Origin of the sequence: Nonomuraea longispora (assembly GCF_004348345.1) — a bacterium.
Taxonomy (GTDB): Bacteria; Actinomycetota; Actinomycetes; order Streptosporangiales; family Streptosporangiaceae; genus Nonomuraea; species Nonomuraea longispora.
Genome location: NZ_SMJZ01000029.1, coordinates 24,718 through 46,896, shown reverse-complemented (window position 1 = coordinate 46,896; position 22,179 = coordinate 24,718). Strand labels below are relative to the sequence as shown.

Genomic DNA, 22,179 nt, shown 5'->3' with positions numbered 1-22,179 from the left:
ACTCACCCAACCGGCCTAAGCATGTCCGGGGGGACGGCCGGTTGGCCGAACTCGACCTCCTGCGATTCATCGCCGCCCTGGCCGTCGTCGCCTTCCACTATCTCGTCGCGTACGCCTCCGTCTGGGGGGACAGGCCCGCCGAGCTGTTCCCGGCGCTGGCGCCCATCGCGGGGTTAGGCATCCTGGGTGTCGAGCTGTTCTTCATCATCAGCGGTTTCGTCATCCTGATGACCGTCTGGGGCCGTGGGCTCGGCGGCTTCGCGAGGTCCCGGTTCGTCCGGCTCTATCCCGCGTACTGGCTCAGCCTCGGCGCCGTCGCCGCCCTCTACGCGATCACCGGCGCCAAGGCGCTCAACCCAAAACTTTCACCAGGCGAGTACCTGGTGAACGCCACCATGCTCCAGCGGCTGTTCAAGGTCACCGACGCCGGCGGCGTCTACTGGTCGCTCTGGGCCGAACTCCGGTTCTACCTGCTGATGGCCGTCCTCGTGATCATCGGCGTGACGTACCGGCGCGTGCTGGTCTTCGCGGGCGTCTGGCTGGCCGCGGCGCTCGGCGCGGAACTGCTCGGCAACGACCTGCTCGACGAGATCGTGATGCCGCGTTACGCCCCCTACTTCGTGGCCGGCATGTCCCTGTACCTCATTCACAAGCACGGCAGCGCCTGGCTGCCCTGGTTGTACGTGGCCGGCGGGTACGGCCTGTCGATCAACGCCGCGCTCGGGCGGGTGCACAGCCGCGTCGAGGCCGCCGGCTTCAAGAACATGCCCGTCACCGACGTCAGCGTCATCATCACCATCACCCTGATCTTCGCCGTGATGGCCCTGGTCGCCCTCGGCCTGCTCAGGCTCAGGCCGTCGCGGGCGCTCACCGCGCTGGGCGGGGTCACTTACCCGCTTTACCTGTTCCATGGTGTGGTCGCGGTGGCCCTCATCCCCGTGCTCGTCGAGAGCCTGCCCCCCTGGGCCGTCGCCGTGACCGCGACGCTGGTCGCGATTCTCCTGTCCTATCTCGTCCACGCCTTTGCCGAACGTCCTGTCCAGCGACTTCTCAAGCCGCGCAAGGCACCGCATACCGCGTCAGCTCCCGCCGTACAGGTTGAAAAGGCGTCGGTGCCATAACCTTGTGGCCTCGGGGCACTGTGAAGGGCATAGGCTCGGGCATATAAACGGCGGATAGACAGACCCGGACGAACAGAGGGTGTTGCATGACGGTGCGTCGGGTGATGGGCATCGAGACCGAGTACGGCATTTCCGTACCTGGTCAGCCGGGCGCCAACGCGATGGTGACCTCCTCACAGGTCGTGAACGCCTATCTGGCCGCCTCGGCGGCCCGCGCGCGCAGGGCACGGTGGGACTTCGAGGAGGAGAACCCTCTGCGCGACGCGCGCGGGTTCGACCTTGCCCGGGAGGTGGCCGACCCCACCCAGCTCACCGACGAGGACCTCGGCCTGGCCAACGTCATCCTCACCAACGGCGCCCGGCTCTACGTCGACCACGCCCATCCGGAGTACAGCGCACCCGAATGCACCAACCCGCGGGCTGCGGTTATCTGGGATAAAGCGGGCGAGCGGGTCATGTACGACGCGGCGACCAGGGCGTCGGCCATTCCGTCCAACGCCCCGATCCAGCTCTACAAGAACAACACCGACGCCAAAGGCGCCTCCTACGGCTGCCACGAGAACTATCTGATGCGGCGGGCCACTCCCTTCGCCGACATCGTCAGGCACCTCACCCCGTTCTTCGTCTCCCGGCAGGTCGTCGTCGGCGCCGGCAAGGTCGGCATCGGCCAGGACTCCCGCGGCGAAGGCTTCCAGATCAGCCAGCGGGCCGACTTCTTCGAGGTCGAGGTCGGGCTCGAGACCACGCTCAAGCGGCCCATCATCAACACCCGGGACGAACCGCACGCCGACCCCGAGAAATACCGCCGGCTGCACGTGATCATCGGCGATGCCAACATGTCGGAGATCTCGACCTACCTCAAGCTCGGGTCCACCGCGCTCGTCCTCGCCATGATCGAGGACGGCTTCCTCACCCGCGACCTCGCGGTCGACAATCCCGTGCAGGCGCTGCGGGCGGTCTCGCACGACCCCGGCTGCCGCTACGAGATCCCCATGCGTGACGGCCGCAAGCTCACCGCGATCCAGCTCCAGATGGAATACCTGGAGCAGGCCCGCAAATACGTCGAGGAACGCGGCACCGCCCACGACGAGATGAACAAGGACATCCTCGACCGCTGGGAGTCCGTGCTCACCCGCCTGGCCGAGGACCCGATGCAGCTCGCCGGCGAGCTCGACTGGGTCGCCAAGCTCGAACTCCTCGAGGGCTACCGCAGTCGTGACGGCCTCGCCTGGTCCCACCCCAGGCTCCAGCTCGTCGACCTGCAATACTCCGACATCCGTCCCGACCGCGGCCTCTACAACCGCCTCGTGGCCCGCGGGCGCATGCAGCGCCTCGTCACCGAGGAAGAGGTGCAGCGCGCCGTCGAGCACCCGCCCACCGACACCCGGGCCTACTTCCGCGGCCGCTGTCTGAGCCAGTACAGCGAAGCCGTCGCCGCCGCCTCCTGGGACTCCGTCATCTTCGACATCCCGGGCAGGGAGTCGCTGCAGCGAGTGCCGACCCTTGAGCCGCTGCGCGGCACCAAGGCCCACGTCGGTGAGCTCTTCGACCGCTGCCGCACGGCCGCCGACCTCGTCGCCGCGCTCACCGGCGGCGACTGACCACGCATCGTGCCGGCCCGCTCATGGCAGGCCCACGCCGGGCCCCGGGGTGCGCGCGGGCCGTCCTGGTCCACGTACGCCGTCGCCACCGGGGCGAACAGCGCCGGCGCATCCGCCCGCGAACGGCCGGGTAGCCTGGAACGTTCCGTAGCAGAGACTTCCGCTGAAGGCGAGCTGGGAAACTGTGATGAGAAGCACATCGGTCATACTTGAGGACAAAGGGGACATCTCAACCTCCCATGGGAGCGGGCGTCCCGTTTTCGGGTAGCTCTACTATCTGGTCAACCCCGCAAGATCGCTGGATGATCGGCGCGAAATGTCGCCCGGTTCGGGGAAGATATGCAGGAGAGGCAGTCCCCCAGACGGAGGTAGGACATGGCAACCAAGGACACCGGCGGCCAGAAGCAGGCCGGTCGGCGCGAGGCCGAAGTTGAGGAGACCGAGGCCTCGGCGGCGCCGGACGTTCAGGAGCGGCAGGAGAAGCTCACGGACGATGTCGACTCGATCCTGGATGAGATAGACGAAGTTCTCGAAGAGAACGCTGAGGAATTCGTACGCAGCTATGTCCAAAAGGGTGGGGAGTAGGACCAAAGCACGTTAAGGGATGATTCGGGTGGAAGCGCCGGACCGAACGACGACCTGCCCGGACGGTGGTGAGGCATGGCCCTCGCCCGGTCCGGGCTCATCCAGCGCAGCCCCGTCGGGCGCGTGGCACGGTCCTCTTCGGCGGCCACCCGCTTGCCTACCGTCACGGCACCACCAGGACGACTGCGAGCGCGTGCTCGCCCGCCAGGGCGAGCACGGCGCCGCTCTCGCGGGACACGGGGGCTCGGGGCTGTTCTCTAGTCCAGGTGGTCGAGGGTGGGCTGATCGTCCGGCATGGCATAGTCGACCGCGACGCCGAGGAGGCGCACGGGGCGGTCGAGATCGAAGCGGCCGAGCACGGTGAGGGCCGTCCGGGTGATGGCGGCCGGGTCGGTCGTTGCGGCGGGAAGTGTGGCCTGGCGGGTGCGGGTGAGAAAAGGCGCGTAGCGCACCTTGACGGTGACGCGGGTCGCCTGGCGGCCGGAGGCGATGGTGTCCTGCGCGACGCGCCCGGCGAGCGTCGCGACGTGGTGGGCGATGTCGGTCCTGTCGGTGAGGTCGTGCTCGAAGGTGGTTTCGCGGCTGTGGCCGCGGGCGATCCACGGTGTGGTGACGACCTCGGCCTCACCCTTGCCGAGGGCGAGATAGCGCAGCCAGGGGCCGTTGGTGGGGCCGAAATGACGGGCGAGCTCGGCAGGGTCGGCCGCGGCCAGTTCGGCGACGGTGTGCACGCCCTGAGCGGCGAGCTTTCTGGCGGTCTTGGCGCCGATGCCCCACAGCGCGTCGGTGGAGCGGTGATTCATGGTCTCGGCCCAGTTGTCGCTGGTGAGCCGGTGCACCCCCGCCGGCTTGGCGAAGGCCGAGGCGAGCTTGGCCTGGTGTTTGTTGTCGCCGATGCCGACGGAGCAGGTCAGCCTGGTGCGGGCGAGCACGGCGCGCTGGAGGTCCGCCGCGAGCGCCTCGGGATCGTCGGTGGCGGCGCCGACGAAGGCCTCGTCCCAGCCCCAGACCTCCACGCGTACGGGAAACTCGCGCAGCACGGCCATCACCTCCCGCGAGGCGGCCTCGTAGGCCGGCGGGTCGCTGGGCAGGAAGATCGCTTCCGGGCAACGTCTCTGTGCGGTGCGCAGCGGCATGCCGGAGTGGACGCCGTGGGCGCGGGCTTCGTAGGTGGCGGTGGCCGCCACGGTGCGGGGACGGGTGGGGTCGCCGGTGCCGCCCACGACGACGGGCCTGCCGCGCAGCTCGGGGTGGCGCAGCAACTCGACCGCGGCGATGAACTGGTCGAGGTCGACGTGCAGGATCCAGTCCCGGGCGGACCTGGTGGCCATGCTGTCCAGTATGGCCGGTGGGTTCGTGGCGGTCGCCGCGCAGGGCACGACCCGTGGGCGGGTGTCGGGTTTGGGGGGTTCGGCCGGTACGGCAGTGGCGCCCGCGCAAGATGGTTCGCCGTTAGCTGATCGTGGGAAGTGCAGACAGCAACCCAACATGAGTAGGGTCGCCCTAGGAACACTGACGTTTGGAGGGAGTCGCGTGGCATCGCACAGGGATCTGCCCGTCGGCTTGGTGAACCACCTTTTCCGGAACACGGGGAATTCCTCGTTCACGGAGTTTGTCAGCTCATATGCGCCCGAGTTGCTGCCACAGCGAGATGAGGTTCTCGCCACCCCGATCGGCGATCAGGTCCCGCACGCGACCACGATCGTGGCCGCCACCTTCGCCGGCGGCGTGATCATGGCCGGTGACCGGCGGGCGACGTCGGGCAACATCATCTCCCAGCGCGACGTGGAGAAGGTGTTCCGCGCCGACGACTACTCGTGCATGGGCATCGCGGGCACGGCCAGCACGGGCCTCGAGTTCGCGCGCCTCTACCGCGTGGAGCTGGAGCACTACGAGAAGCTCGAGGGCCGCACGATGTCGGTGGCCGGCAAGGCCAACCGGCTGGCGACCATGATCAGGGGCAACCTCGCCATGGCGATGCAGGGGCTGGTGGTGGTGCCGCTGTTCGCCGCCTACGACCCCGACAAGGACGAAGGCCGCATCTTCAGCTACGACGTGGCGGGCGGCCCCTACGAGCGGGAGCGCTTCGACGCGATCGGGTCCGGTTCCATCTTCGCGCGCGGGTCGCTGAAGAAGCTCTACCGCGACGGCGCCTCCTCCGACGACATGGTGATGACGCTCATCCAGGCCCTCTACGACGCGGCCGACGACGACTCGGCCACCGGTGGGCCCGACGTGAGCAGGAAGATCTGGCCGATCGTGACGGTGATCGACGCCGACGGTTTCCGCCGCCTGACCGACGAGCAGGTCTCCTCCTACGTGGAGCAGATGCTCGAAGCCCGCTTGATCTCGCCCGACGGCCCCATCGCCCCGCTGCGCTAGAAAGGACCACCGCACGTGTCCATGCCTTTTGGATATGCGTCCCCTGAGCAGATCATGCGGGACAAGGCCGACTACGCGCGCAAGGGCATCGCGCGGGGCCGGTCCGTCGTCGTGCTGCAGTACGTCGACGGCATCCTGTTCGTGGCGCCCAACCCGTCGCGGGCGCTGCACAAGATCAGCGAGATCTACGACCGCATCGGCTTCGCCGCGGTCGGACGCTACAACGAGTTCGAGGAGCTGCGGCTCGGCGGCATCCGCTACGCCGACATCAACGGCTACACCTACGACCGCTCCGACGTGACCGGGCGCGGCCTGGCCAACCTCTACGCCTCCAACCTGGGCCGCATCTTCACCGAGTCGATCAAGTCGCTCGAGGTGGAGGTCGTCGTCGCCGAGGTGGGCGAGACGAAGGACGGCGACGCCATCTACCGGCTCACGTTCGACGGGTCGGTCTTCGACGAGCACGGCTTCGCGGCCATGGGCGGCCAGGCCGAGGCGGTGTCGTCGCGGCTGAAGGAACACTACCGCGAGTCGATGTCGCTGGCCGACGCGCTGGAGGTGGCGCTGACGGCGCTCACCGAGCCGGGCGGCGAGCGCCCGCCGGTGGCGCAGCTTGAGGTGGCGGTGCTCGACCGCAACCGCGAGCACCGTAAGTTCCTCCGGCTGACGGGGGCGCGGCTGGAGCGCCTGCTCGCCCAGACGACCACCCCACCCGCCTCCGAGCCCACGCCTCCGGCCGGCGAGGGCAAGGACACACCCCCGCCCACGGGTCCGGACGGCGACGTGGACGACGGCTCCTCGCCGCTGTAGCGGCGGTTACCGCGGGGGCCCCACCACGACGGGGTCCCCGCTGCCGGGCGGCCTGTGGCCGTTACGTCGCGGTGAGGGGGCCGGTGGGTTCGGCGGCGTGCTGCGTCCAGGGCCTTTGCCGGTGACCGATGCGGGACGTCAGTGACATGCTGTGCCACCGGTCCGGCTTCGTAAGGCGGTGACCGGCGTCGGGGGCCCAGTGACCGCGCCTCACGTACGCGATCGGCCCTCACCCGGGCCCGGGCTCCCTGCACGAGAGGCCGCTCGCTCGTCCGGAACCCGCGATGGAGGCGGCACAGAGCAGTGTGATGTGTTTCACACTGACTTGGGCGAACTCCGGAGGACAACCAATGATCTTACGTTGCATGAACACTTGCCTGCGCGGCATCCTCGCGGCCGGGGCGGCTGCGGCTGTGGTGCTGACCTCCGGCGGAGCGGCCGACGCGGCCGGCTATCCCAGGTACAAGGCGCCCAAGATCTTCGGCACGACCTTCCAGCCCGACCCGAAGCATGACTTCACCAAGGGAATCCACTCCCGCCGCAACGGCATCCTGCGCGGCTGGATCACCGGCGTGCGCGGGGGCACGGCGGAGTACGTGCCCATCAGGTGGACGAAGGGCAGCCACACCCCGGGGAACTTCGTCGCCCCGCGCGAGGGGCACGTGGGTGCCTACGCCTCGCCCGTCGCGAAGAACGTGGTGTTCCTGTCGGCGTACGGGTGCAAGGCCACGATGTCGAACCTGACGGTCAGCAGGAAGACGGGGCTCGGCGCGAAGAGCTGTTCCAGGGCGGCGCTGATCAAGCGGCACGGCACGAATCCGCACCCTTCGCTGATCACCGTGCACAAGGGGCGGATCGTCAAGGTGCAGGAGATCTACACCCCTTGACCTGCGCCGCGTGATCCGCGCCCCGAGGGGGCGGGCGCGGGACGAACGCCGTAAACGCCCGGTCAACGGGGCACCGGATGAGGCCGGCATGGGAAAACACCTGCGAAGATCTCTCCCGCATGCCGATCCGTGGGCATAGTGTGAGGTGATGGATCGTCGCATCTTCGGGCTGGAGAACGAGTACGGCGTGACCTGCACGTTCAGGGGACAGCGCAGGCTGTCGCCGGACGAGGTCGCGCGCTACTTGTTCCGGCGGGTCGTGTCCTGGGGCCGATCGAGCAACGTCTTCCTCCGCAACGGCGCACGTCTCTACCTCGACGTGGGCAGCCACCCTGAATACGCAACACCTGAGTGTGACAACGTCATCGAGCTCGTCACCCACGACAAGGCGGGCGAGCGCATACTCGAGGGCCTGCTCGTGGACGCTGAGAAGCGGCTGCGCGAAGAGGGCATCGCCGGTGACATCTATCTGTTCAAGAACAACACCGACTCGGCCGGCAACTCCTACGGCTGCCACGAGAACTATCTGGTGGGCAGGCACGGGGAGTTCGGGCGGCTGGCCGACGTGCTGATCCCGTTCCTGGTGACGCGGCAGATCGTGTGCGGGGCCGGCAAGGTGCTGCAGACGCCGCGCGGGGCCGTCTACTGCGTCTCGCAGCGGGCCGAACACATCTGGGAGGGCGTCTCGAGCGCCACCACCCGGTCCAGGCCCATCATCAACACCCGCGACGAACCCCATGCCGACGCCGAGCGGTTCCGCCGGCTGCACGTCATCGTGGGCGACTCCAACATGAGCGAGACCACGATGTTGCTCAAGGTCGGCGCCACCGACCTGGTGCTGCGCATGATCGAGTCGGGCACGGTCATGCGTGACCTGTCGCTGGAGAACCCGATCAGGGCGATCCGCGAGGTCTCTCACGACATGACGGGCAGGCGCAGGGTGCGCCTGGCCAACGGGCGCGAGGCCTCCAGCCTGGAGATCCAGCAGGAATACCTGTCGAAGGCTAAGGACTTCGTCGATCGCCGCGGCGGCGACGCCATCGCCCACCGGGTGCTGGAGTTGTGGGAGCGCACCCTGCACGCGGTCGACACGGGCAACCTCGACCTGGTGTCGCGGGAGATCGACTGGGTGACGAAATACCAGCTGATCGAGCGCTACCGCAAGAAGTACGACCTGCCGCTGTCCTCGCCGCGGGTGGCGCAGCTCGACCTCGCCTACCACGACGTGCACCGCAAGCGCGGCCTGTTCTACCTGCTGCAGAAGCGCGGCTCGGTGGAGCGGGTGGCGTCCGACCTGAAGATCTTCGAGGCCAAGTCGGTGCCGCCGCAGACGACGCGGGCCCGGCTGCGCGGTGAGTTCATCCGCAAGGCTCAGGAGAAGCGGCGCGACTTCACCGTCGACTGGGTGCATCTCAAGCTCAACGACCAGGCGCAGCGCACGGTGTTGTGCAAGGACCCGTTCCGCAGCGTGGACGAGCGGGTCGACAAGCTCATCGCCGGCATGTAGCCCGTGCCAGAGCGTGGCGCCGCGTTTACCCCGGCCCTACCTGAATGTCGGGTAGTGTGACGCGAATCTGACGTCTTTTCCGAGGGAAATCCATGCGCCGCGCTCTGGCCGCTTCGGCCGCCGTGCCTCTGCTCTTTTTCGCCGCCGCGTGCGGCTCCGATGACGGCGCGAACTCCGGCGCCGAGTCCAGCGCCAGCTCCAGTGCCGCGCCGGCCGACGGGGCCAAGGTGTCGGTCGCGGGGAACGTGGGCGCCAAGCCCACGGTGACGTTCCCGGCCGGCTCGCCCGCCACCACGTCGTCGTACAAGGTGATCCATCCCGGCGACGGCGACGCCATCAAGGCGGGCGACCGGGTGGTCGTCAACCTGACCGTCTACAACTGGGACGGCCAGGGCAACGCCGTGCAGGGCTCCTCGTACGACACGAAGGCGCCCGAGGCCATCCCGGTCAACGAGCAGTTGCCGAAGATCCTGCAGGAGGGCTTCACCAAGGTCAAGCAGGGCGGCCGGCTGCTGGCCGTGCTGGCCGGCGACGCCGCTCCCCAGCAGCAGCAGGCCGCGCCCGCCCAGCCCACCAAGGTGTTCGTGTTCGACGTGGTCGGCAAGCAGCCGCCGGCGCTCAAGGTGGCCGACGGCAAGGAGACCGGCGACAGCATCAAGGGCGTCAAGGTCGACAACCCCGGTGGTGAGAAGGCTCCCACGCTGACCACGAAGACCGACGCCAAGCCGCCGGCGAAGCTCGAGGTCAAGACGGTCATCAAGGGCACCGGGGAGAAGGTGAAGGCCAACCAGTCGCTCACCGTCCACTACACGGGCAAGATCTGGGGCACCGACAAGAAGTTCGACTCCAGCTGGGACCGCGGCCAGCCGGCCGAGTTCCCGCTCGGCCAGGTCATCAAGGGGTGGCAGCAGGGATTGGCCGGGGTGCCGGTCGGCAGCCGGGTCGTGATGAGCATCCCGCCGGACCTCGGTTACGGCGACCAGGAGCAGCAGGGCATCCCCGCGAAGAGCACGCTGGTGTTCGTGGTGGACGTCCTGGGCGCCTACTGATCAGCGCCACGGTGCCGGACGGACCCGCGTAAACCGCAGGCGTTCGTCCGGCATTGTGGGACCATGGCCGGGTGCATGTCGCCCGGCCTTTTCTGCGCGCCTTGCGCGCCTCCGCGTTCGCGGCGGTGTGCGTGCTGGTGTCGGCCGCACTGCACGTGCTGGCCGGGGGCACGGTCGTGCGCCTCGGCAGCCTTTGCGTGGCCCTCGCGGCGGCCTGGGCGGGCGCCTACCTGCTCGGCGGGCGCCGGCGCGGCGTGAGCGTGCTGCTGGGGGCCTGTTTCGCCGCCCAGTACGGCATGCATCACCTGTTCGGTGCCACCCTGCCTGACCTGCCGTCCGTGGGCGGGCACGCGCACGGGGGCGGGCTGGGCATGCTGGCCGTCCACGCCGCGGCGGCCTTCGGCTCGGCCTGGTGGCTTGCCCGGGGCGAGGCCGCCCTGGCGACCCTGCTGCGGCTGGCCGTCACGTCCGTCGGCCGTTTCTGGGCCACGCTGCTCGCCCTGGCCGGCGCACCGATCGAGATTTCTCGTCCCGGCCGCACCACGGGCTGGGACGGCCCCGCGGCGCCACCACGAGCACCGTTCACGGCAGCGGTGTCCCGGCGCGGACCGCCGCTCGTTCTCTCCGTTCTCTGACCCGGGCGCTCGCCCGGCCTCAGGCCGTGTGGTTCCGTCCCGCGGCCCTTTCTCGCGTGGCCGCGCGGCCACGCGCCCGAACTGTCTCGCGGAACGCGGCACGTCCGCGGATGTGCGCGTCTCCGCCGAACGGAGAAACGCCTGATGACCTCCTCCGACCTGTCGTCCGCGCCGGCGACGCAGCCGCCCGCGCAGCGTGGCGCGACCTGGGCGGCCCTGCGCCCTCTCGTGCTGCGCCTGCACTTCTACGCCGGTATGCTCGTCGCGCCCTTCCTGCTGATCGCCGCGACCACCGGCTTCCTCTACGCCGCCTCCGTCCAGATCGAGAAGATCGTCTACCGGTACGAGCTGACTGCGCCCGCCGCCCAGACCCGGCTGCCCCTGGCGCAGCAGATCGAGGCGGCCCGCGCCGCACGGCCCGACGGCAAGGTCAGCGCCGTGCAGCCGGCCGCCGAAGCCGGCTCGACCACCAGGGTCCTGCTCGACGTGCCCGGCCTGGCCCCGAGCACCCGGCTGGCCGTCTTCGTCGACCCCCACACCGCCCAGGTGCGCGGCACGCTGGAGAGCTACGGCAGCTCCGGCGCGCTGCCCGTACGCGCCTGGATCTCCAACCTCCACCGCCACCTGCACCTGGGCGAGCCGGGACGGGTCTACAGCGAGCTGGCGGCGAGCTGGCTCTGGGTTGTGGCGCTCGGCGGCCTGCTGATGTGGGCCGGCAGGCGCAGGACCCGGCGGCGGCAGCTGGTCCTGCCCGAGCGGGGCGTCGCGGGCTCGCGACGCCTGCTGTCCTGGCACGGCTCGGTCGGCCTGTGGGTGGTGCTGGGCCTGTTCTTCCTGTCCGCCACCGGCCTGACCTGGTCGACGTACGCGGGCGCGAACGTCGGCGAGCTGCGTGCCGCCCTGGGCTGGACGACCCCGGAGATCTCCACCGCGTCAGGTGGGCACGCCGGGCACGCCCCCGGCGATCACCAGCCCGCGGCCGCCTCCGCGATCAGCGCGGACCAGGTCGCGCAGACGGCGCGGAGTGAAGGGCTGTCCGGCCCGCTGGAGATCGCCTGGCCTGCGGAGACGGGCGGCCCGTACGTGGTCAAGGAGATCGACAACCAGTGGCCGGTACGCCTGGACCAGATCGCCGTCGACCCGGCCACCGGGCAGGTGACCGCGCGGCTGCCCTTCGCCTCCTACTCGCCGGCCGCCAAGCTGGCCACCTGGGGCATCGACGCCCACATGGGGCTGCTGTTCGGCCTGGCCAACCAGCTCCTGCTCATGGGGGTGGCCGCCGGCCTCATCACGCTGATCGTGCTGGGGTACCGGATGTGGTGGCGGCGCCGCCCCACCGGCGGGCCGGCCGCGCCGCCCGCGCGCGGCGCCTGGCGGCAGGTGCCCCGGGCGGCGCTGGCACCGCCGGCCCTGCTCGCCGTGGGCGTCTGCGTCTTCCTGCCCCTGATGGGCATCTCCCTGGCGGTGTTCCTCGTGATCGACATCCTCCTCGGCAGACGCGCCCGGACATGAGCGCCGCCTACGCGTCGTGCCAGTTGTGCGGGGCGCGTTTGAGCGTGTACACCGCCTGGGGCAGGTCGTCCCTGACGCGGATCATCCAGCGCGCGAGATCGGTGGTGAGGCCGGCGCGGATCGCGGCCAGCGCGGGATCGTCGTAGCGGTTGTCCAGCTCCGCGGGGTCGGCGTCCAGGTCGTAGAGCTCGCCGGTCCCGCGCTCGTCCAGGAGCAGCTTCCACTGCTCGCGCCGGAGCATGACCGTCGTGCCCGACTGCGTGACGGTGTTGAGCTCGTCGAAGGTGCGGCCCTCGTAGGGGAAGTGCAGCGAGGGCCGCTCGTCGACGTCGTACGACAGCCCGCCGAACCCGCGCTCGCCGTAGCCGGTCGCGAACTCCCCGGCCGGGTAGGGCTCGCCGGTGAGCATGGGCCACAGGCTGCGGCCCTGGACACCGGGCGGGATCTCGACGTTGATGGCGTCGCAGATCGTCGGGAACAGGTCGGCCAGCGAAACGAAGTCGGTGCGGTTGACCATCGGCCGCACGCCTGGGCCGGCCACGGCGAACGGGATGCGCATCAGGCTCTCGGGCATGCCTGCGCCCTTGCGTTGCAGGCCGTAGTCGCCGGTGTAGTCGCCGTGGTCGGCGACGAAGAACACCAGCGTGTCCGCGTCGTGCCCGGTTGCGCGCAGGTGCGCGAAGAACCGGCGCAGCTGGTCGTCGATGAGCCGGAGCATGCCGCAGTAGTTGGCGCGGTAGCGCCGCCACTCGGCGTCGTAGCCGGGCCGTTTCTCCTCGATCAGGCGGCGCAGCCAGGTGTACGTGCCGCCCTTGCGCTCGGCGCCCTCGGGCCCGGCCAGCCGGTCGGGCACCTCGTCCTCCCCGAACAGGCTGAAGTACGGCTCGGGGACCTGGTACGGGTTGTGCGGCTCCGGGAACGACAGCCAGGTGAAGAACGGCCGGTCGGAGGGCGTCCCGTCGACGGCGCTGATCGCGTCGGTGACGATCCGGTGCGGGAACTGGCACTCCAGCGGGAAGGGCGCCGGTTCGCGGCCGACCGAGTGGTCGAGCGAGACGAGCCACTTCTCGAACGCTTCTTGCTCGGGCGTTGCCGCGCCGGCAGGGCCGCGCTCGTGCCAGTAGGGCGCGGCGAACGTGTCGAAGTCGGCGGGCTTGCGGTGGAAGTGCGTCTTGCCTGCCAGGTGCAGTGCGTAGCCGGACTCACGCAGCACGTCCACCAGGTCGTCGCCGCGCAGCACGTGCCGAGCGGCGCTGTTCTGCCTGACCCGGTGGGCGGACGGGTAGCGCCCGGTGACCAGGCTGATCCGGGCAGGGACGCACAGCGGGGAGGTGGTGTAGGCCCGCCCGAACTGCACGCCGGTGTCCATCAGCCCGTCGAGGAACGGCATGGTGTCCAGGGGGAAACCGCTCGCGGCCGTCCAGCCGGCGCGTTGCTGGTCGGTCATGATCAGCACGATGTTCGGTCGCTTCACAGGAAGGTTCTCCATCGTCAGCGCTTGTCGTACATCGGCTTGGTGTAGTCCTCGCCCGGCTTCCAGTTGGGGAAGGCGTAGTCGTCCGGGCCGACCTTCGCGCCCTTCTTCCTGGCCTCCGCGATCGCGCGGTCACGGTCCTTGGCGGTGTCGCTGGACAGCTTGGTCAGCGCCGCGCGGACGTCGGTGACGTCGCCGGTGAGCGCGCCCTGCACGATGTCGCCGAGGGTGGGGCGCACCGGCTTGGAGGCGATCTGCACCTGCTGGACGTCGGCGTTGCCGGCGACCGGGTCGGGGGCGAGGTGGACGCTCTCCCGGAACCAGCCGATGAGCTTCTTGTAGGCGGGGTGCGCCTTGGACTGCTCGACGACGTCGATGTCGCGCGGGGGCTGCGACATGGTCTCGGCAACCTGGCGGGAGTAGCCGGTGGTGACGAAGTAGTCGCTCAACAGGGTGTTGGCCGCCTGGACGTGCTTGGTCGCCGGTGACAACCAGTAGTCTCCGGGCTGCGGCAGATGGTAACTGGCGACGGCGGCGCCCGCGTCGGGCACCAGCATCGGCCCGACGCCCAGCTTCTCCCCGAACTCCGGCATGTCCTGCAGCGCCACTCCGGGGCACCACGGGCCGTCGAAATAGTACGCCGCCAGCCCCGTGGTCCACCGGGCCCGCGCCACGTCGTCGACCCACGAGTTGGACCCCGGCACCAGCACCTTGTCCTGGCGCAGCGAGACCAGGAACTCGATCACGTTGAGATATTCGTCGGCGTGGAAGGCGTACTCGCCGCTTTTGTACAGCTGTCCTTGGCCGCCGGCGAACCCGGCCGCCTGTGCCAGGTCATGGACCTGTTCGCCGAGCCGGTCCGGCATGCCGATGTTCCATGTGCCCGCCGCGGCGAGGAACCCTCGCCGAGTCATCGCGCTCATCGGTCCTGCCTTCCACCCCGCGGCGGTCAAAAGTCTTGTGAAGCAATCTTGCCGCGTGGCAAAGTCATTCTTGCCACGCGGCATGCCGCGCGGCAAGGCTCTCTTGGAAGTCGGCTCCCGATCTGGAGGTTGGACGGTCGTGGTGACACAACGTGACGTGGCGCGGCTGGCGGGAGTCTCCGCACGGACCGTCTCCAACGTCGTGAACAACTTCGCCTACGTGTCCGAGGAGACCCGAGCCCAGGTGCAGCGGGCTCTGGAGGAGCTCGACTACCGGCCCAATGTCGCGGCCCGCAGCCTGAACCGGGGGCGCTCCAAACTGCTGGCGCTCGTGCTGCCGCTGGACGTGCCCTACTTCACCGAGCTGGCCGCCCACGTGGTGGACCAGGCCGAGGAGCGCGGATACACGGTGCTCCTCGACCGCACCGAGGGCGTGGCGGAACGCGAGCGGCAGATCATGATGCGGCGGGACCGGTCGGCGCTGTTCGACGGGATCATCTTCAGCCCGCTCGGCCTGACCGAGGACGAGCTGCGGCGCTGGGCGGGCAACTGCCCGGCGGTGATGCTGGGTGAGATACGGGTGGAGGGCTTCGACCACGTCGCCATCGACGACACAGCCGCGGCGCGGGCCGCCACGGCGCATCTGGTCTCTCTGGGCCGGACCCGCATCGCCGCCATCGGGCACGTGGAACGTCCGACGGGCAACACGGCGGCGCACCGGACGGCCGGTTACGCGCAGGCGCTGGAGGAGGCCGGGCTGCCCGAGATCCACGCGACCGTGCGCCGCTACCAACGCCAGGACGGCCGGGAGGCGATGGAGCGCCTGCTCGACCTGGACGAGCCGCCGGACGCGGTGTTCTGCTACAACGACCTGCTCGCCATCGGGGCGGTGCGAGCCGTGCTGGCGCGCGGGCTGCGGGTGCCGGAGGACGTCGCCGTCGTCGGGTTCGACGGCATCGAGGAGGGCCGGTTCGTCACGCCACCGCTGACCACCGTCGTGCCCGACAAGAAGAAGATCGCCGAGCTCGCCATGACCCGCCTCCTACTGCGCGTCGAGGGCGGCCAGGAGCCCGCGGCCGAGCTGGAAGCGCCCTGGCGGCTCCTGGTCGACCAGAGCACCACGGGCGTCGCCGGAGCGGGCGCATGACGTTCGCCGTCCCGTCCACCGGTTCGCGAGGCCCCGACCGTGCTGGCTGTACGGCGCGTTCACCGTCTACCCGATCGCCGGCAGCTACCTCTATTCGCTCACCGACCGGAACGGCTTCGACGACAGCCCGTCCTTCATCGGCGTGACCAACAGCGCTCATCGACGGCGCCGGGTTCGCGACCGTCTTCTTCCGCATCATGTTGCCGCGGGCCAAGCCATTGACGGCCACGGTCACCGTCCTCACCTTCCTGAACACCTGGAACGCGTTCTTCCTGCCGTTGGTCTTCGCCTTCTCCCGGCCCGACCTGCGCACCGTGAGCGTCGGCATGCTCGCGTTCGTCGGCGAGAACGCCACCGACTGGCCGGGCACGGCCGCCGCGGCGACGATCTCGCTGCTGCCGGTCCTCGCGCTGTTCATCGCCCTGCAGCGCTACTTCGTCGAAGGTATCGCCGGCGCAGTCAAGTCCTGAGCACGTCCCCATCGAGAAAGTGAGCATCGTGCCTGACAACCCCGTGGTCCCCCGCCCGGAGTATCCCCGTCCGCAGTTCGTCCGCGCCGCATGGCAGTGCCTGAACGGGACCTGGCAGTTCGAGAGGGACCCCGGCGACTCCGGGCTGGAGCGCGGCCTGCTCGACCGTGACCTGACCGGCGAGATCGTCGTGCCGTTCTGCCCGGAGGCGCCGCTGTCCGGCATCGGCGACCCCGACTTCCACCCGGCCGTCTGGTACCGCCGCACCGTCCAGGTGCCGGACGAGTGGGCGGGGCAGCGGGTGCTGCTGCACTTCCAGGCGGTCGACCACGACGCCACGGTGTGGGTCGACGGCGTCGAAGCCGGCCGGCACCGGGGCGGGTTCACCCCGTTCACCTGCGACCTGGCCGCCGCGGCCGACCCGGCGCACACGTACACCGTGGTCGTGCGCGCCCGGGATCCCCGCACCGGGCCGCAGGCGCGCGGCAAGCAGGCCACCACCTACGAGGGGCGCGGAGCGCGGTACGGACGCACCACCGGCATCTGGCAGACGGTGTGGTGCGAGCCCGTGCCGAGCACGCACCTCCGCCGGCCGCGGATCACGCCGAACGTCGCCGCGTCCGCGTTCCGCGTCACGGTGCCGGTGCCGGGCGGCCGAGCCGGGCACGAGGTCCGCGTGACGGTGTCGGACCAGGCCGGGGAGGTCGCGCGGGCACGATCGCGCGCCGGCCTCGACCTGTCCGCCGAGCTGTGGCTGCCGCTGCCGGACGACCGGGTACGGCTGTGGAGCCCCGAAGACCCGCACCTGTACGACCTGCGCATCGACCTGCTCGACGGCGACGGCGCCGTGAGCGACACGGCCACGAGCTACGCCGGTCTCCGCTCGGTCACCCTCGACGGGCACGCCGTCCTGCTCAACGGCGAGGTGCGCTTCCAGCGGCTCGTGCTCGACCAGGGCTACTATCCCGACGGCCTCATGACCGCGCCCACGGACGAGGCCCTGCGCCGTGACATCGAGCTGGCCGTGGCCGCGGGGTTCAACGGCGCCCGGCTGCACCAGAAGGTGTTCGAGGAGCGTTACCTCTACCACGCCGACCGGGCCGGGTTCCTGGTCTGGGGCGAGTTCGGCGACTGGGGCGCCAACACCGGCGGCCCTCCCGGCGACAACCAGCAGCCGACCGCGTCGTTCGTGACCCAGTGGCTGGAGGCGGTCGAACGCGACTACTCGCACCCGAGCATCGTCGGCTGGTGCCCGCTCAACGAGACGTGGCAGCGGCTGCACGACCGGATCACCGTGCTCGACGACGTCACCCGGGGCATGTACCTGGCCACCAAGGCGGCCGACCCCACCCGCCCGGTGCTCGACGCGTCCGGCTACGCGCACCGGGTCGCCGGCGCCGACATCTACGACTCGCACTGCTACGAGCAGGATCCCGAGGTGTTCGGCCGGCTGATGGCCGGGCTGGCCGAGGGCAAGCCGTTCGTCAACGCCGACCGCGACGGCACGGCCTGGTCGGTGCCGTACGCGGGGCAGCCGTACTTCTGCAGCGAGTTCGGGGGCATCTGGTGGAACCCGGGCGCGCGTCCCGGGGAGAGCTCCTGGGGGTACGGCGAGCGGCCCACGAGCGAGGACGAGATGCAGGAGCGCTTCGCCGGGCTGGTCGCCGTGCTGCTGGACGACCCCCGGATGTTCGGCTACTGCTACACCCAGCTCACCGACGTCTTCCAGGAACAGAACGGCGTCTACCGCTTCGACCGCACGAGCAAGCTGGACGTCTCCCGCATCCGCGCGGCGCAACAACGTCCGGCCGCCATCGAACGGGCCGCCACCCCCTCGGGCTCGTAGATCGGCGGAATCGATGTCCGGTCCACCGCCCCCTGGAGCCGGGCGCCGGGGGCGCGCCCCCGGCGCCCGGAGCGTGCGTCGCCGGGGTTCGTGCGACGTCGCTGAATTCGTGGCGCCCGCTACGGCGATCAGCCCGCGCGGCGCGAGCGGGCCAGGGCCAGCCCGCCCATCACCGCGCCTGCCAACCCCACCACCAGCGCCACGACGCCGCCACCCAGCCCGTTGCCGGTGCCGAGGCCGCCCTCGGCGGTGGCCACCACCAGCCCGCCGAGCCCCATGCCGGCCAGTCCCGCCACCAGGGCCACCACGGCCCTTCCCGGCCTGCCGGGGCCGGAGGCACGCCTCAGGGCCCACCCGCCGACGACCGCGCCGGCCAGCCCCGACAGCGCGGCCACGATGGCTCCGAGCCGTCCGGCGCTCAGGGCGTACAGACCGGCTTCCGGCTGGACCAGGACGTGAGCGGCCGCCGGGGTCGCCGACCACAACCCTCCGGCCAGAGCGTTTCCGGCAGCGGCGAACACCTGTCGAACGGGCATGAGGTTCTCCTTCTCTGCGGCAGGGCGTCCCCCGCCTGCGGAGGGACGCCTTTCATCGGTGCGGGAGGAGCGTCCTCCCCGCGGGAGGACGCAGTCCGATCATCTCCGCCGGCCCCGCCGCCCGTCGTCGGGCGGGCGCGGACATTACGCCCTGCCGCCGACAGGGCAGCCGGCTACCGCTGACGCCGCAGTGGCCGCGGAAGTACCGCGTACGCGGTAGCCGGCCGGTCATCCGTGGGCGGGACCCGCCCGCGGCGGCGCTCGGTTAAGGTGCGCGCATGAGCACTGCACGGTCCGGTCCGCGGGCACCCGTCACGGACGGGGCCATCGCCGTGGGCGTGGCGGCCACGCTGCTGGTCACCGGGCTGTCGGACCAGCACTCAGGCACGTCGCTCGACGTGCTCGGCTACTCGCTGCTGACGGCCGGCGGCCTGGCGCTGGCCGCGCGCCGCCGGGCCCCGCTCGTCGTCCTGGCCGTCACCGGGCTGTGCGCGCTGGGCCATCAGGCGGCCGGCTTCGACGTGCCCGCCATCGCGTACCTGTTCGCGGTGTACGCGGCCGTACGCGCGGGGCACCGCACGGTCACGGTGGTGGTGAGCGTGGGCATGCTGGCCTCCCTGCCGTTCGCGGCCATGGTCTCGGGCCTGCACGACACAGGCGAGGCGTTCGCGCAGGCCAGGGGCGCCCTCGAACTGGCCTGGCTGATCGCGGCCGGCGCCGCGGGCGAAGCGCTGCGGCAGGCCGAGCGGCGTGCGGACGAAGCCGAGCGCACCCGGGAGGAGGCCGCGCGGCGCCGCGCCGACGAGGAGCGGCTGCACATCGCGCGGGAACTGCACGACTCGCTCACCCACCAGATCTCGATCATCAAGGTGCAGGCGGAAGTCGCCGTCCACGTGGCACGCAAGCGCGGCGAACACGTGCCGGATGCCCTGCTGGCGATCCGGGAGGCCGGCCGTGAGGCGGCCAGGGAGCTGCGGGCGACCTTGGAGACGCTGCGCGACGACGACACGAGCCCGCCGCACGGGCTCGCCCACCTCCCCGAACTGGTCGAGCGGGCCCGGACGGCCGGCCTGGACGCCACGCTCACCATCGAAGGGCGGCGCCAGGGCGTGCCGGCGGCGGTGGACAGGACCGCTTACCGGATCGTCCAGGAGTCGCTGACCAACATCGCCCGGCACGCCGCCGCCGCGACGGCGACGGTCCTCATCGACTACCGTCCCGGCGCCCTCCTCATCCAGGTGGACGACGACGGCAGGGCCACCCCGGACCTCGCGCCGGTGCCCGGTGTCGGGCTGCTCGGCATGCGCGAACGTGTCACCGCGCTCGGCGGTCACCTGCTGGCGGCGCCGCGCGGCGAGGGCGGCTTCTCCGTACGGGCCGAACTCCCCGTGGAGCCGGCGTCGTGATCCGGGTCCTGCTGGCCGACGACCAGCCGCTCATCCGCAGCGGGTTCCGCGCCCTGCTCGACCTGGAGGACGACATCGACGTGGTGGCCGAGGCCGGCGACGGCGACCGGGCCGTGGCCCTGGCCAGGGAGCACCTGCCCGACATCGCTCTCGTCGACATCCAGATGCCGGTCGCCGACGGCATCGAGGCCACCCGGCGCATCGCCGCCGACCCGGCCCTGGCCGGGGTGCACGTCGTCATCCTCACGAACTACGGCCTCGACGAGTACGTCTTCGACGCGCTGCGCGCCGGCGCCGCCGGATTCCTCGTCAAGGACATCGTGCCCGAGGACCTGCTGCACGCCGTACGCGTCGCCGCGCGCGGCGACGCCCTGCTCGCACCGTCGATCACCCGCAAACTGATCGACCGGTACGTGACCCAGCCGCTCCACACCGGCGCGGCCACGGCATTGGACGAGCTGACCAACCGCGAGCGCGAGGCGGTCGTCCTCGTGGCGCAGGGCCTGTCCAACGACGAGATCGCCGGCCGCATGGTGATCAGCCCGATGACCGCGAAAACCCATGTCAACCGGGCCATGACCAAGCTCCGCGCCCGCGACCGCGCCCAGCTCGTCGTGTTCGCCTACGAGTCCGGCCTGGTGGCCCCGCGCCGCTGGTGACAGTCCCGCCGCACGCCGGGCAGGGGCCGCGGTGGTGTTCCTCGACCGGACGCGGATCACCCGTCGCCGTGCCGTGCCGTGCCGTGCCGTGCACGCGCGGGCCGGCGTCCTGAGCCCTTGCGCCCGAGCAAGGCGGGAACCCCCTCGGGCGGGGCGCCGTACCGCGGTGCCCGCGGCCCGCTGGACCCGCCGTGGACGGTCCATAGGGTCGATCGGCAGGAGGAGGCCGTCAGGGGTGCCACCGCGTGGTGGCCACGGGTGCGCTCAGCCCGGCTGTCGCTGCTCCCGGCGTTCGGCCTCACCGACCGGGCAGGGCGCATGTCCCGCGACACACGCGCCCCGGTCGCAGAGCCGGCAGATGTACTGCGCGTTCCCGTTGTCCTGGTACAGCTGTGTGAGGATCTTGACGAGCAGGCCGGACAGGGTCTGCTGCTCTCCTTCGTCCAGGCAGTCGAGCACGCCGCTGAGCGGGGTCGCCCGTGCTCCGAGGATGTGCTGGGTCGTGGCACGGCCCGTCTCCGTGAGCGAGAGGGTCACCCAGTGACGGTTGAAGGGGTGCGGCTCGCGCGTGAGCAGGCCGTCGGCTTCGAGTCCGTCGACCATCCGGGCGGCCGCGGACTGGGTCAGCCCTACTCGCCTGCCGAGTTCGGACACGCTGAGGCCGGGACTGGCGGACAGCGTGACCATGGCCGTGGCCTCCCGGGCGCTCACCCCGGCGGCGCGGGTCACCTGGCCCAGCGTCACGTCGGTCAGGGCGAGCGCGGTGGCGCCCAGCAAGTTCGCCGTCGTCGCTGAATCATGCATACTTCATGTTAACATGCACGACTCATGAAAGCTGGGCGGAGGCGGAAGCACCGACAAGGCCTCCGTGCAGCGGCTCGAACCCCGCGCCGGGACGGTTTCCGGCTCCTCCGGCGTGGCGGCTCGGTAGCATCGCCTCGCCCCGGCAGCCCCCGCCGGGCCACGCGGGCCGCGGACGGCACGGAGCTGACGGTTCCAGCTTCACCCGGGGCACTCCCGCCGCCTTCCCTCTGGGGCGGCTGCTGCCGGGCCTGGAGCGGGCCCTGCGGGGGCGCAGGGTGGGCAGCAGGGTGATCGCCGCCATCCCGCCGGGAGACGGCTTCGGCGCCAACCCGCCGCGGGGATCGGCGCGGACGAGGAGCTGTTCTACGTCGTCGACATCCTCGGCGCCCACCCCAAGGGCGTGTCGGTCAAGGCCCGCGGCGGCTCACTGGCGGGCGTGCGCGTCCCGGGCGGCGCCCGGCCGGCGTTGGCGGTGCGGGCCGGCGCCCCGCCCGCCCGCTTCGCCGCCAGGGTGTTGCACCGCGGCGAGGGGCCAAGGACGCAGGCGGGACAGCTCGTCGTCACCCAGTACGAAGGCGCGATCTGGAGCCGGCGCCGCGTCTTCGACACCATCTGGACGACCGGCGGGCCCAAGGCGTTCAAGATCGGCGACGGCGGCGTGACCAAGGCATGGGACAGCGCGCTCGCCGGCGTCCCGGCCGGGAGCCGGGTCGTGATGATCGTCCCACCTTCCTACGGGTACGGCCCCTCCGGCAACCCGGCGTACGGCATCAAAGGCTCCGACACGCTCGTCTTCGTCGTCGACGTCATCGCGTCCTACTGAGC

General features: G+C 70.8%; 21 protein-coding genes and 1 pseudogene. 17 read left to right on the top strand and 5 right to left on the bottom strand.

Annotation, left to right across the window (positions count from 1 at the left end; all coding sequences use genetic code 11):
* Nucleotides 1-41: 41 nt before the first annotated feature.
* The 3 genes from E1267_RS10725 (at nt 42) to E1267_RS10715 (ending at nt 3,307) form a co-directional block, all read left to right on the top strand.
* Entirely contained in the window at nt 42-1,121 is a 1,080-nt protein-coding gene (locus tag E1267_RS10725; protein ID WP_246063712.1) for an acyltransferase family protein, read from the top strand.
* An 86-nt stretch (nt 1,122-1,207) separates the two neighbouring features.
* The gene (dop, locus tag E1267_RS10720) at nt 1,208-2,722 is read left to right on the top strand and encodes a depupylase/deamidase Dop (RefSeq protein ID WP_132332267.1); all 1,515 of its coding nucleotides are present in this window, start codon (nt 1,208-1,210) and stop codon (nt 2,720-2,722) included.
* Between the two features lie 375 nt (nt 2,723-3,097).
* Entirely contained in the window at nt 3,098-3,307 is a 210-nt protein-coding gene (locus E1267_RS10715; protein ID WP_132332266.1) for a ubiquitin-like protein Pup, read from the top strand.
* 257 nt (nt 3,308-3,564) lie between these two features.
* Here E1267_RS10715 and E1267_RS10710 read toward each other — a convergent pair whose 3' ends face one another.
* Nucleotides 3,565-4,638, bottom strand: coding sequence for a DNA polymerase IV (locus tag E1267_RS10710; protein WP_132332265.1), 1,074 nt, complete (start codon nt 4,636-4,638; stop codon nt 3,565-3,567).
* 202 nt (nt 4,639-4,840) lie between these two features.
* Here E1267_RS10710 and prcB point away from each other — a divergent pair, with 202 nt between their 5' ends.
* The 7 genes from prcB to E1267_RS10675 all read left to right on the top strand — a co-directional run bounded on the left by prcB (nt 4,841) and on the right by E1267_RS10675 (nt 12,089).
* Nucleotides 4,841-5,689 carry a proteasome subunit beta gene (gene prcB / locus E1267_RS10705; RefSeq protein WP_132332264.1) on the top strand — a complete coding sequence of 283 codons (849 nt, stop codon included), beginning with the start codon at nt 4,841-4,843 and terminating at the stop codon, nt 5,687-5,689.
* A 21-nt stretch (nt 5,690-5,710) separates the two neighbouring features.
* Nucleotides 5,711-6,499, top strand: coding sequence for a proteasome subunit alpha (prcA, locus tag E1267_RS10700; protein WP_132332263.1), 789 nt, complete (start codon nt 5,711-5,713; stop codon nt 6,497-6,499).
* A gap of 365 nt (nt 6,500-6,864) precedes the next feature.
* Nucleotides 6,865-7,386 carry a hypothetical protein gene (locus E1267_RS10695; RefSeq protein ID WP_246063710.1) on the top strand — a complete coding sequence of 174 codons (522 nt, stop codon included), beginning with the start codon at nt 6,865-6,867 and terminating at the stop codon, nt 7,384-7,386.
* Between the two features lie 148 nt (nt 7,387-7,534).
* Entirely contained in the window at nt 7,535-8,893 is a 1,359-nt protein-coding gene (pafA, locus tag E1267_RS10690; RefSeq protein ID WP_103962987.1) for a Pup--protein ligase, read from the top strand.
* A gap of 92 nt (nt 8,894-8,985) precedes the next feature.
* Nucleotides 8,986-9,942, top strand: coding sequence for an FKBP-type peptidyl-prolyl cis-trans isomerase (locus tag E1267_RS10685; RefSeq protein WP_132332262.1), 957 nt, complete (start codon nt 8,986-8,988; stop codon nt 9,940-9,942).
* Nucleotides 9,943-10,013: 71 nt separating this feature from the next.
* A complete protein-coding gene (locus E1267_RS10680; protein WP_132332261.1) occupies nt 10,014-10,577 on the top strand; it encodes a hypothetical protein in 564 nt (187 codons plus the stop codon).
* Nucleotides 10,578-10,721: 144 nt separating this feature from the next.
* Nucleotides 10,722-12,089: a PepSY-associated TM helix domain-containing protein gene (locus E1267_RS10675; RefSeq protein WP_132332260.1), complete on the top strand. Its 1,368-nt coding sequence runs from the start codon at nt 10,722-10,724 to the stop codon at nt 12,087-12,089.
* Between the two features lie 7 nt (nt 12,090-12,096).
* Here the strand turns inward: E1267_RS10675 and E1267_RS10670 are convergent, their stop codons facing one another.
* Entirely contained in the window at nt 12,097-13,563 is a 1,467-nt protein-coding gene (locus E1267_RS10670) for a sulfatase-like hydrolase/transferase (protein ID WP_220449412.1), read from the bottom strand.
* Between the two features lie 17 nt (nt 13,564-13,580).
* Nucleotides 13,581-14,486, bottom strand: coding sequence for a type 2 periplasmic-binding domain-containing protein (locus E1267_RS10665; protein WP_132332258.1), 906 nt, complete (start codon nt 14,484-14,486; stop codon nt 13,581-13,583).
* A 139-nt stretch (nt 14,487-14,625) separates the two neighbouring features.
* Between E1267_RS10665 and E1267_RS10660 the strand changes: the two genes are divergently transcribed.
* The 3 genes from E1267_RS10660 to E1267_RS10650 all read left to right on the top strand — a co-directional run bounded on the left by E1267_RS10660 (nt 14,626) and on the right by E1267_RS10650 (nt 17,949).
* The gene (locus tag E1267_RS10660) at nt 14,626-15,633 is read left to right on the top strand and encodes a LacI family DNA-binding transcriptional regulator (RefSeq protein WP_220449411.1); all 1,008 of its coding nucleotides are present in this window, start codon (nt 14,626-14,628) and stop codon (nt 15,631-15,633) included.
* Nucleotides 15,634-15,791: 158 nt separating this feature from the next.
* Nucleotides 15,792-16,103: an ABC transporter permease subunit gene (locus E1267_RS10655; RefSeq protein WP_281283615.1), complete on the top strand. Its 312-nt coding sequence runs from the start codon at nt 15,792-15,794 to the stop codon at nt 16,101-16,103.
* A 19-nt stretch (nt 16,104-16,122) separates the two neighbouring features.
* On the top strand, nt 16,123-17,949 hold the full coding sequence (locus E1267_RS10650; protein WP_246063708.1) for a glycoside hydrolase family 2 protein: 1,827 nt from the start codon (nt 16,123-16,125) through the stop codon (nt 17,947-17,949).
* Nucleotides 17,950-18,077: 128 nt separating this feature from the next.
* Here the strand turns inward: E1267_RS10650 and E1267_RS10645 are convergent, their stop codons facing one another.
* Entirely contained in the window at nt 18,078-18,485 is a 408-nt protein-coding gene (locus E1267_RS10645) for a DUF6223 family protein (RefSeq protein ID WP_132332256.1), read from the bottom strand.
* Between the two features lie 278 nt (nt 18,486-18,763).
* On the opposite strand from E1267_RS10645, the gene E1267_RS10640 reads away from it, so the two are divergent.
* Together E1267_RS10640 and E1267_RS10635 are read left to right on the top strand one after the other, a co-directional pair.
* Entirely contained in the window at nt 18,764-19,891 is a 1,128-nt protein-coding gene (locus tag E1267_RS10640; protein WP_132332255.1) for a sensor histidine kinase, read from the top strand.
* Complete coding sequence (locus E1267_RS10635) at nt 19,888-20,550, top strand: response regulator (RefSeq protein ID WP_132332254.1); 663 nt, start codon at nt 19,888-19,890, stop codon at nt 20,548-20,550. The genes E1267_RS10640 and E1267_RS10635 overlap by 4 nt, the downstream gene beginning before the upstream one ends.
* A 264-nt stretch (nt 20,551-20,814) precedes the next feature.
* Here E1267_RS10635 and E1267_RS10630 read toward each other — a convergent pair whose 3' ends face one another.
* Entirely contained in the window at nt 20,815-21,354 is a 540-nt protein-coding gene (locus E1267_RS10630; RefSeq protein ID WP_132332253.1) for a MarR family winged helix-turn-helix transcriptional regulator, read from the bottom strand.
* Nucleotides 21,355-21,359: 5 nt separating this feature from the next.
* On the opposite strand from E1267_RS10630, the pseudogene E1267_RS47855 reads away from it, so the two are divergent.
* Together E1267_RS47855 and E1267_RS10625 are read left to right on the top strand one after the other, a co-directional pair.
* Nucleotides 21,360-21,683: pseudogene (locus E1267_RS47855) on the top strand (FKBP-type peptidyl-prolyl cis-trans isomerase); the annotation flags it as partial.
* Nucleotides 21,684-21,754: 71 nt separating this feature from the next.
* Nucleotides 21,755-22,177, top strand: a complete 423-nt coding sequence (locus tag E1267_RS10625) for an FKBP-type peptidyl-prolyl cis-trans isomerase (RefSeq protein WP_165959550.1) — start codon at nt 21,755-21,757, stop codon at nt 22,175-22,177.
* The last annotated feature ends 2 nt before the right edge of the window (nt 22,178-22,179 follow it).

Excerpts from the sequence above, each read along its gene's own strand:
- dop (WP_132332267.1), top strand. The coding sequence starts at position 1,208 with ATGACGGTGCGTCGGGTGATGGGCATCGAGACCGAGTACGGCATTTCC.
- E1267_RS10715 (WP_132332266.1), top strand. The coding sequence starts at position 3,098 with ATGGCAACCAAGGACACCGGCGGCCAGAAGCAGGCCGGTCGGCGCGAG.
- E1267_RS10710 (WP_132332265.1), bottom strand. The coding sequence starts at position 4,638 with ATGGCCACCAGGTCCGCCCGGGACTGGATCCTGCACGTCGACCTCGAC.
- prcA (WP_132332263.1), top strand. The coding sequence starts at position 5,711 with ATGCCTTTTGGATATGCGTCCCCTGAGCAGATCATGCGGGACAAGGCC.
- E1267_RS10695 (WP_246063710.1), top strand. The coding sequence starts at position 6,865 with ATGAACACTTGCCTGCGCGGCATCCTCGCGGCCGGGGCGGCTGCGGCT.
- pafA (WP_103962987.1), top strand. The coding sequence starts at position 7,535 with ATGGATCGTCGCATCTTCGGGCTGGAGAACGAGTACGGCGTGACCTGC.
- E1267_RS10685 (WP_132332262.1), top strand. The coding sequence starts at position 8,986 with ATGCGCCGCGCTCTGGCCGCTTCGGCCGCCGTGCCTCTGCTCTTTTTC.
- E1267_RS10675 (WP_132332260.1), top strand. The coding sequence starts at position 10,722 with ATGACCTCCTCCGACCTGTCGTCCGCGCCGGCGACGCAGCCGCCCGCG.
- E1267_RS10665 (WP_132332258.1), bottom strand. The coding sequence starts at position 14,486 with ATGAGCGCGATGACTCGGCGAGGGTTCCTCGCCGCGGCGGGCACATGG.
- E1267_RS10645 (WP_132332256.1), bottom strand. The coding sequence starts at position 18,485 with ATGCCCGTTCGACAGGTGTTCGCCGCTGCCGGAAACGCTCTGGCCGGA.
- E1267_RS10640 (WP_132332255.1), top strand. The coding sequence starts at position 18,764 with ATGAGCACTGCACGGTCCGGTCCGCGGGCACCCGTCACGGACGGGGCC.
- E1267_RS10630 (WP_132332253.1), bottom strand. The coding sequence starts at position 21,354 with ATGCATGATTCAGCGACGACGGCGAACTTGCTGGGCGCCACCGCGCTC.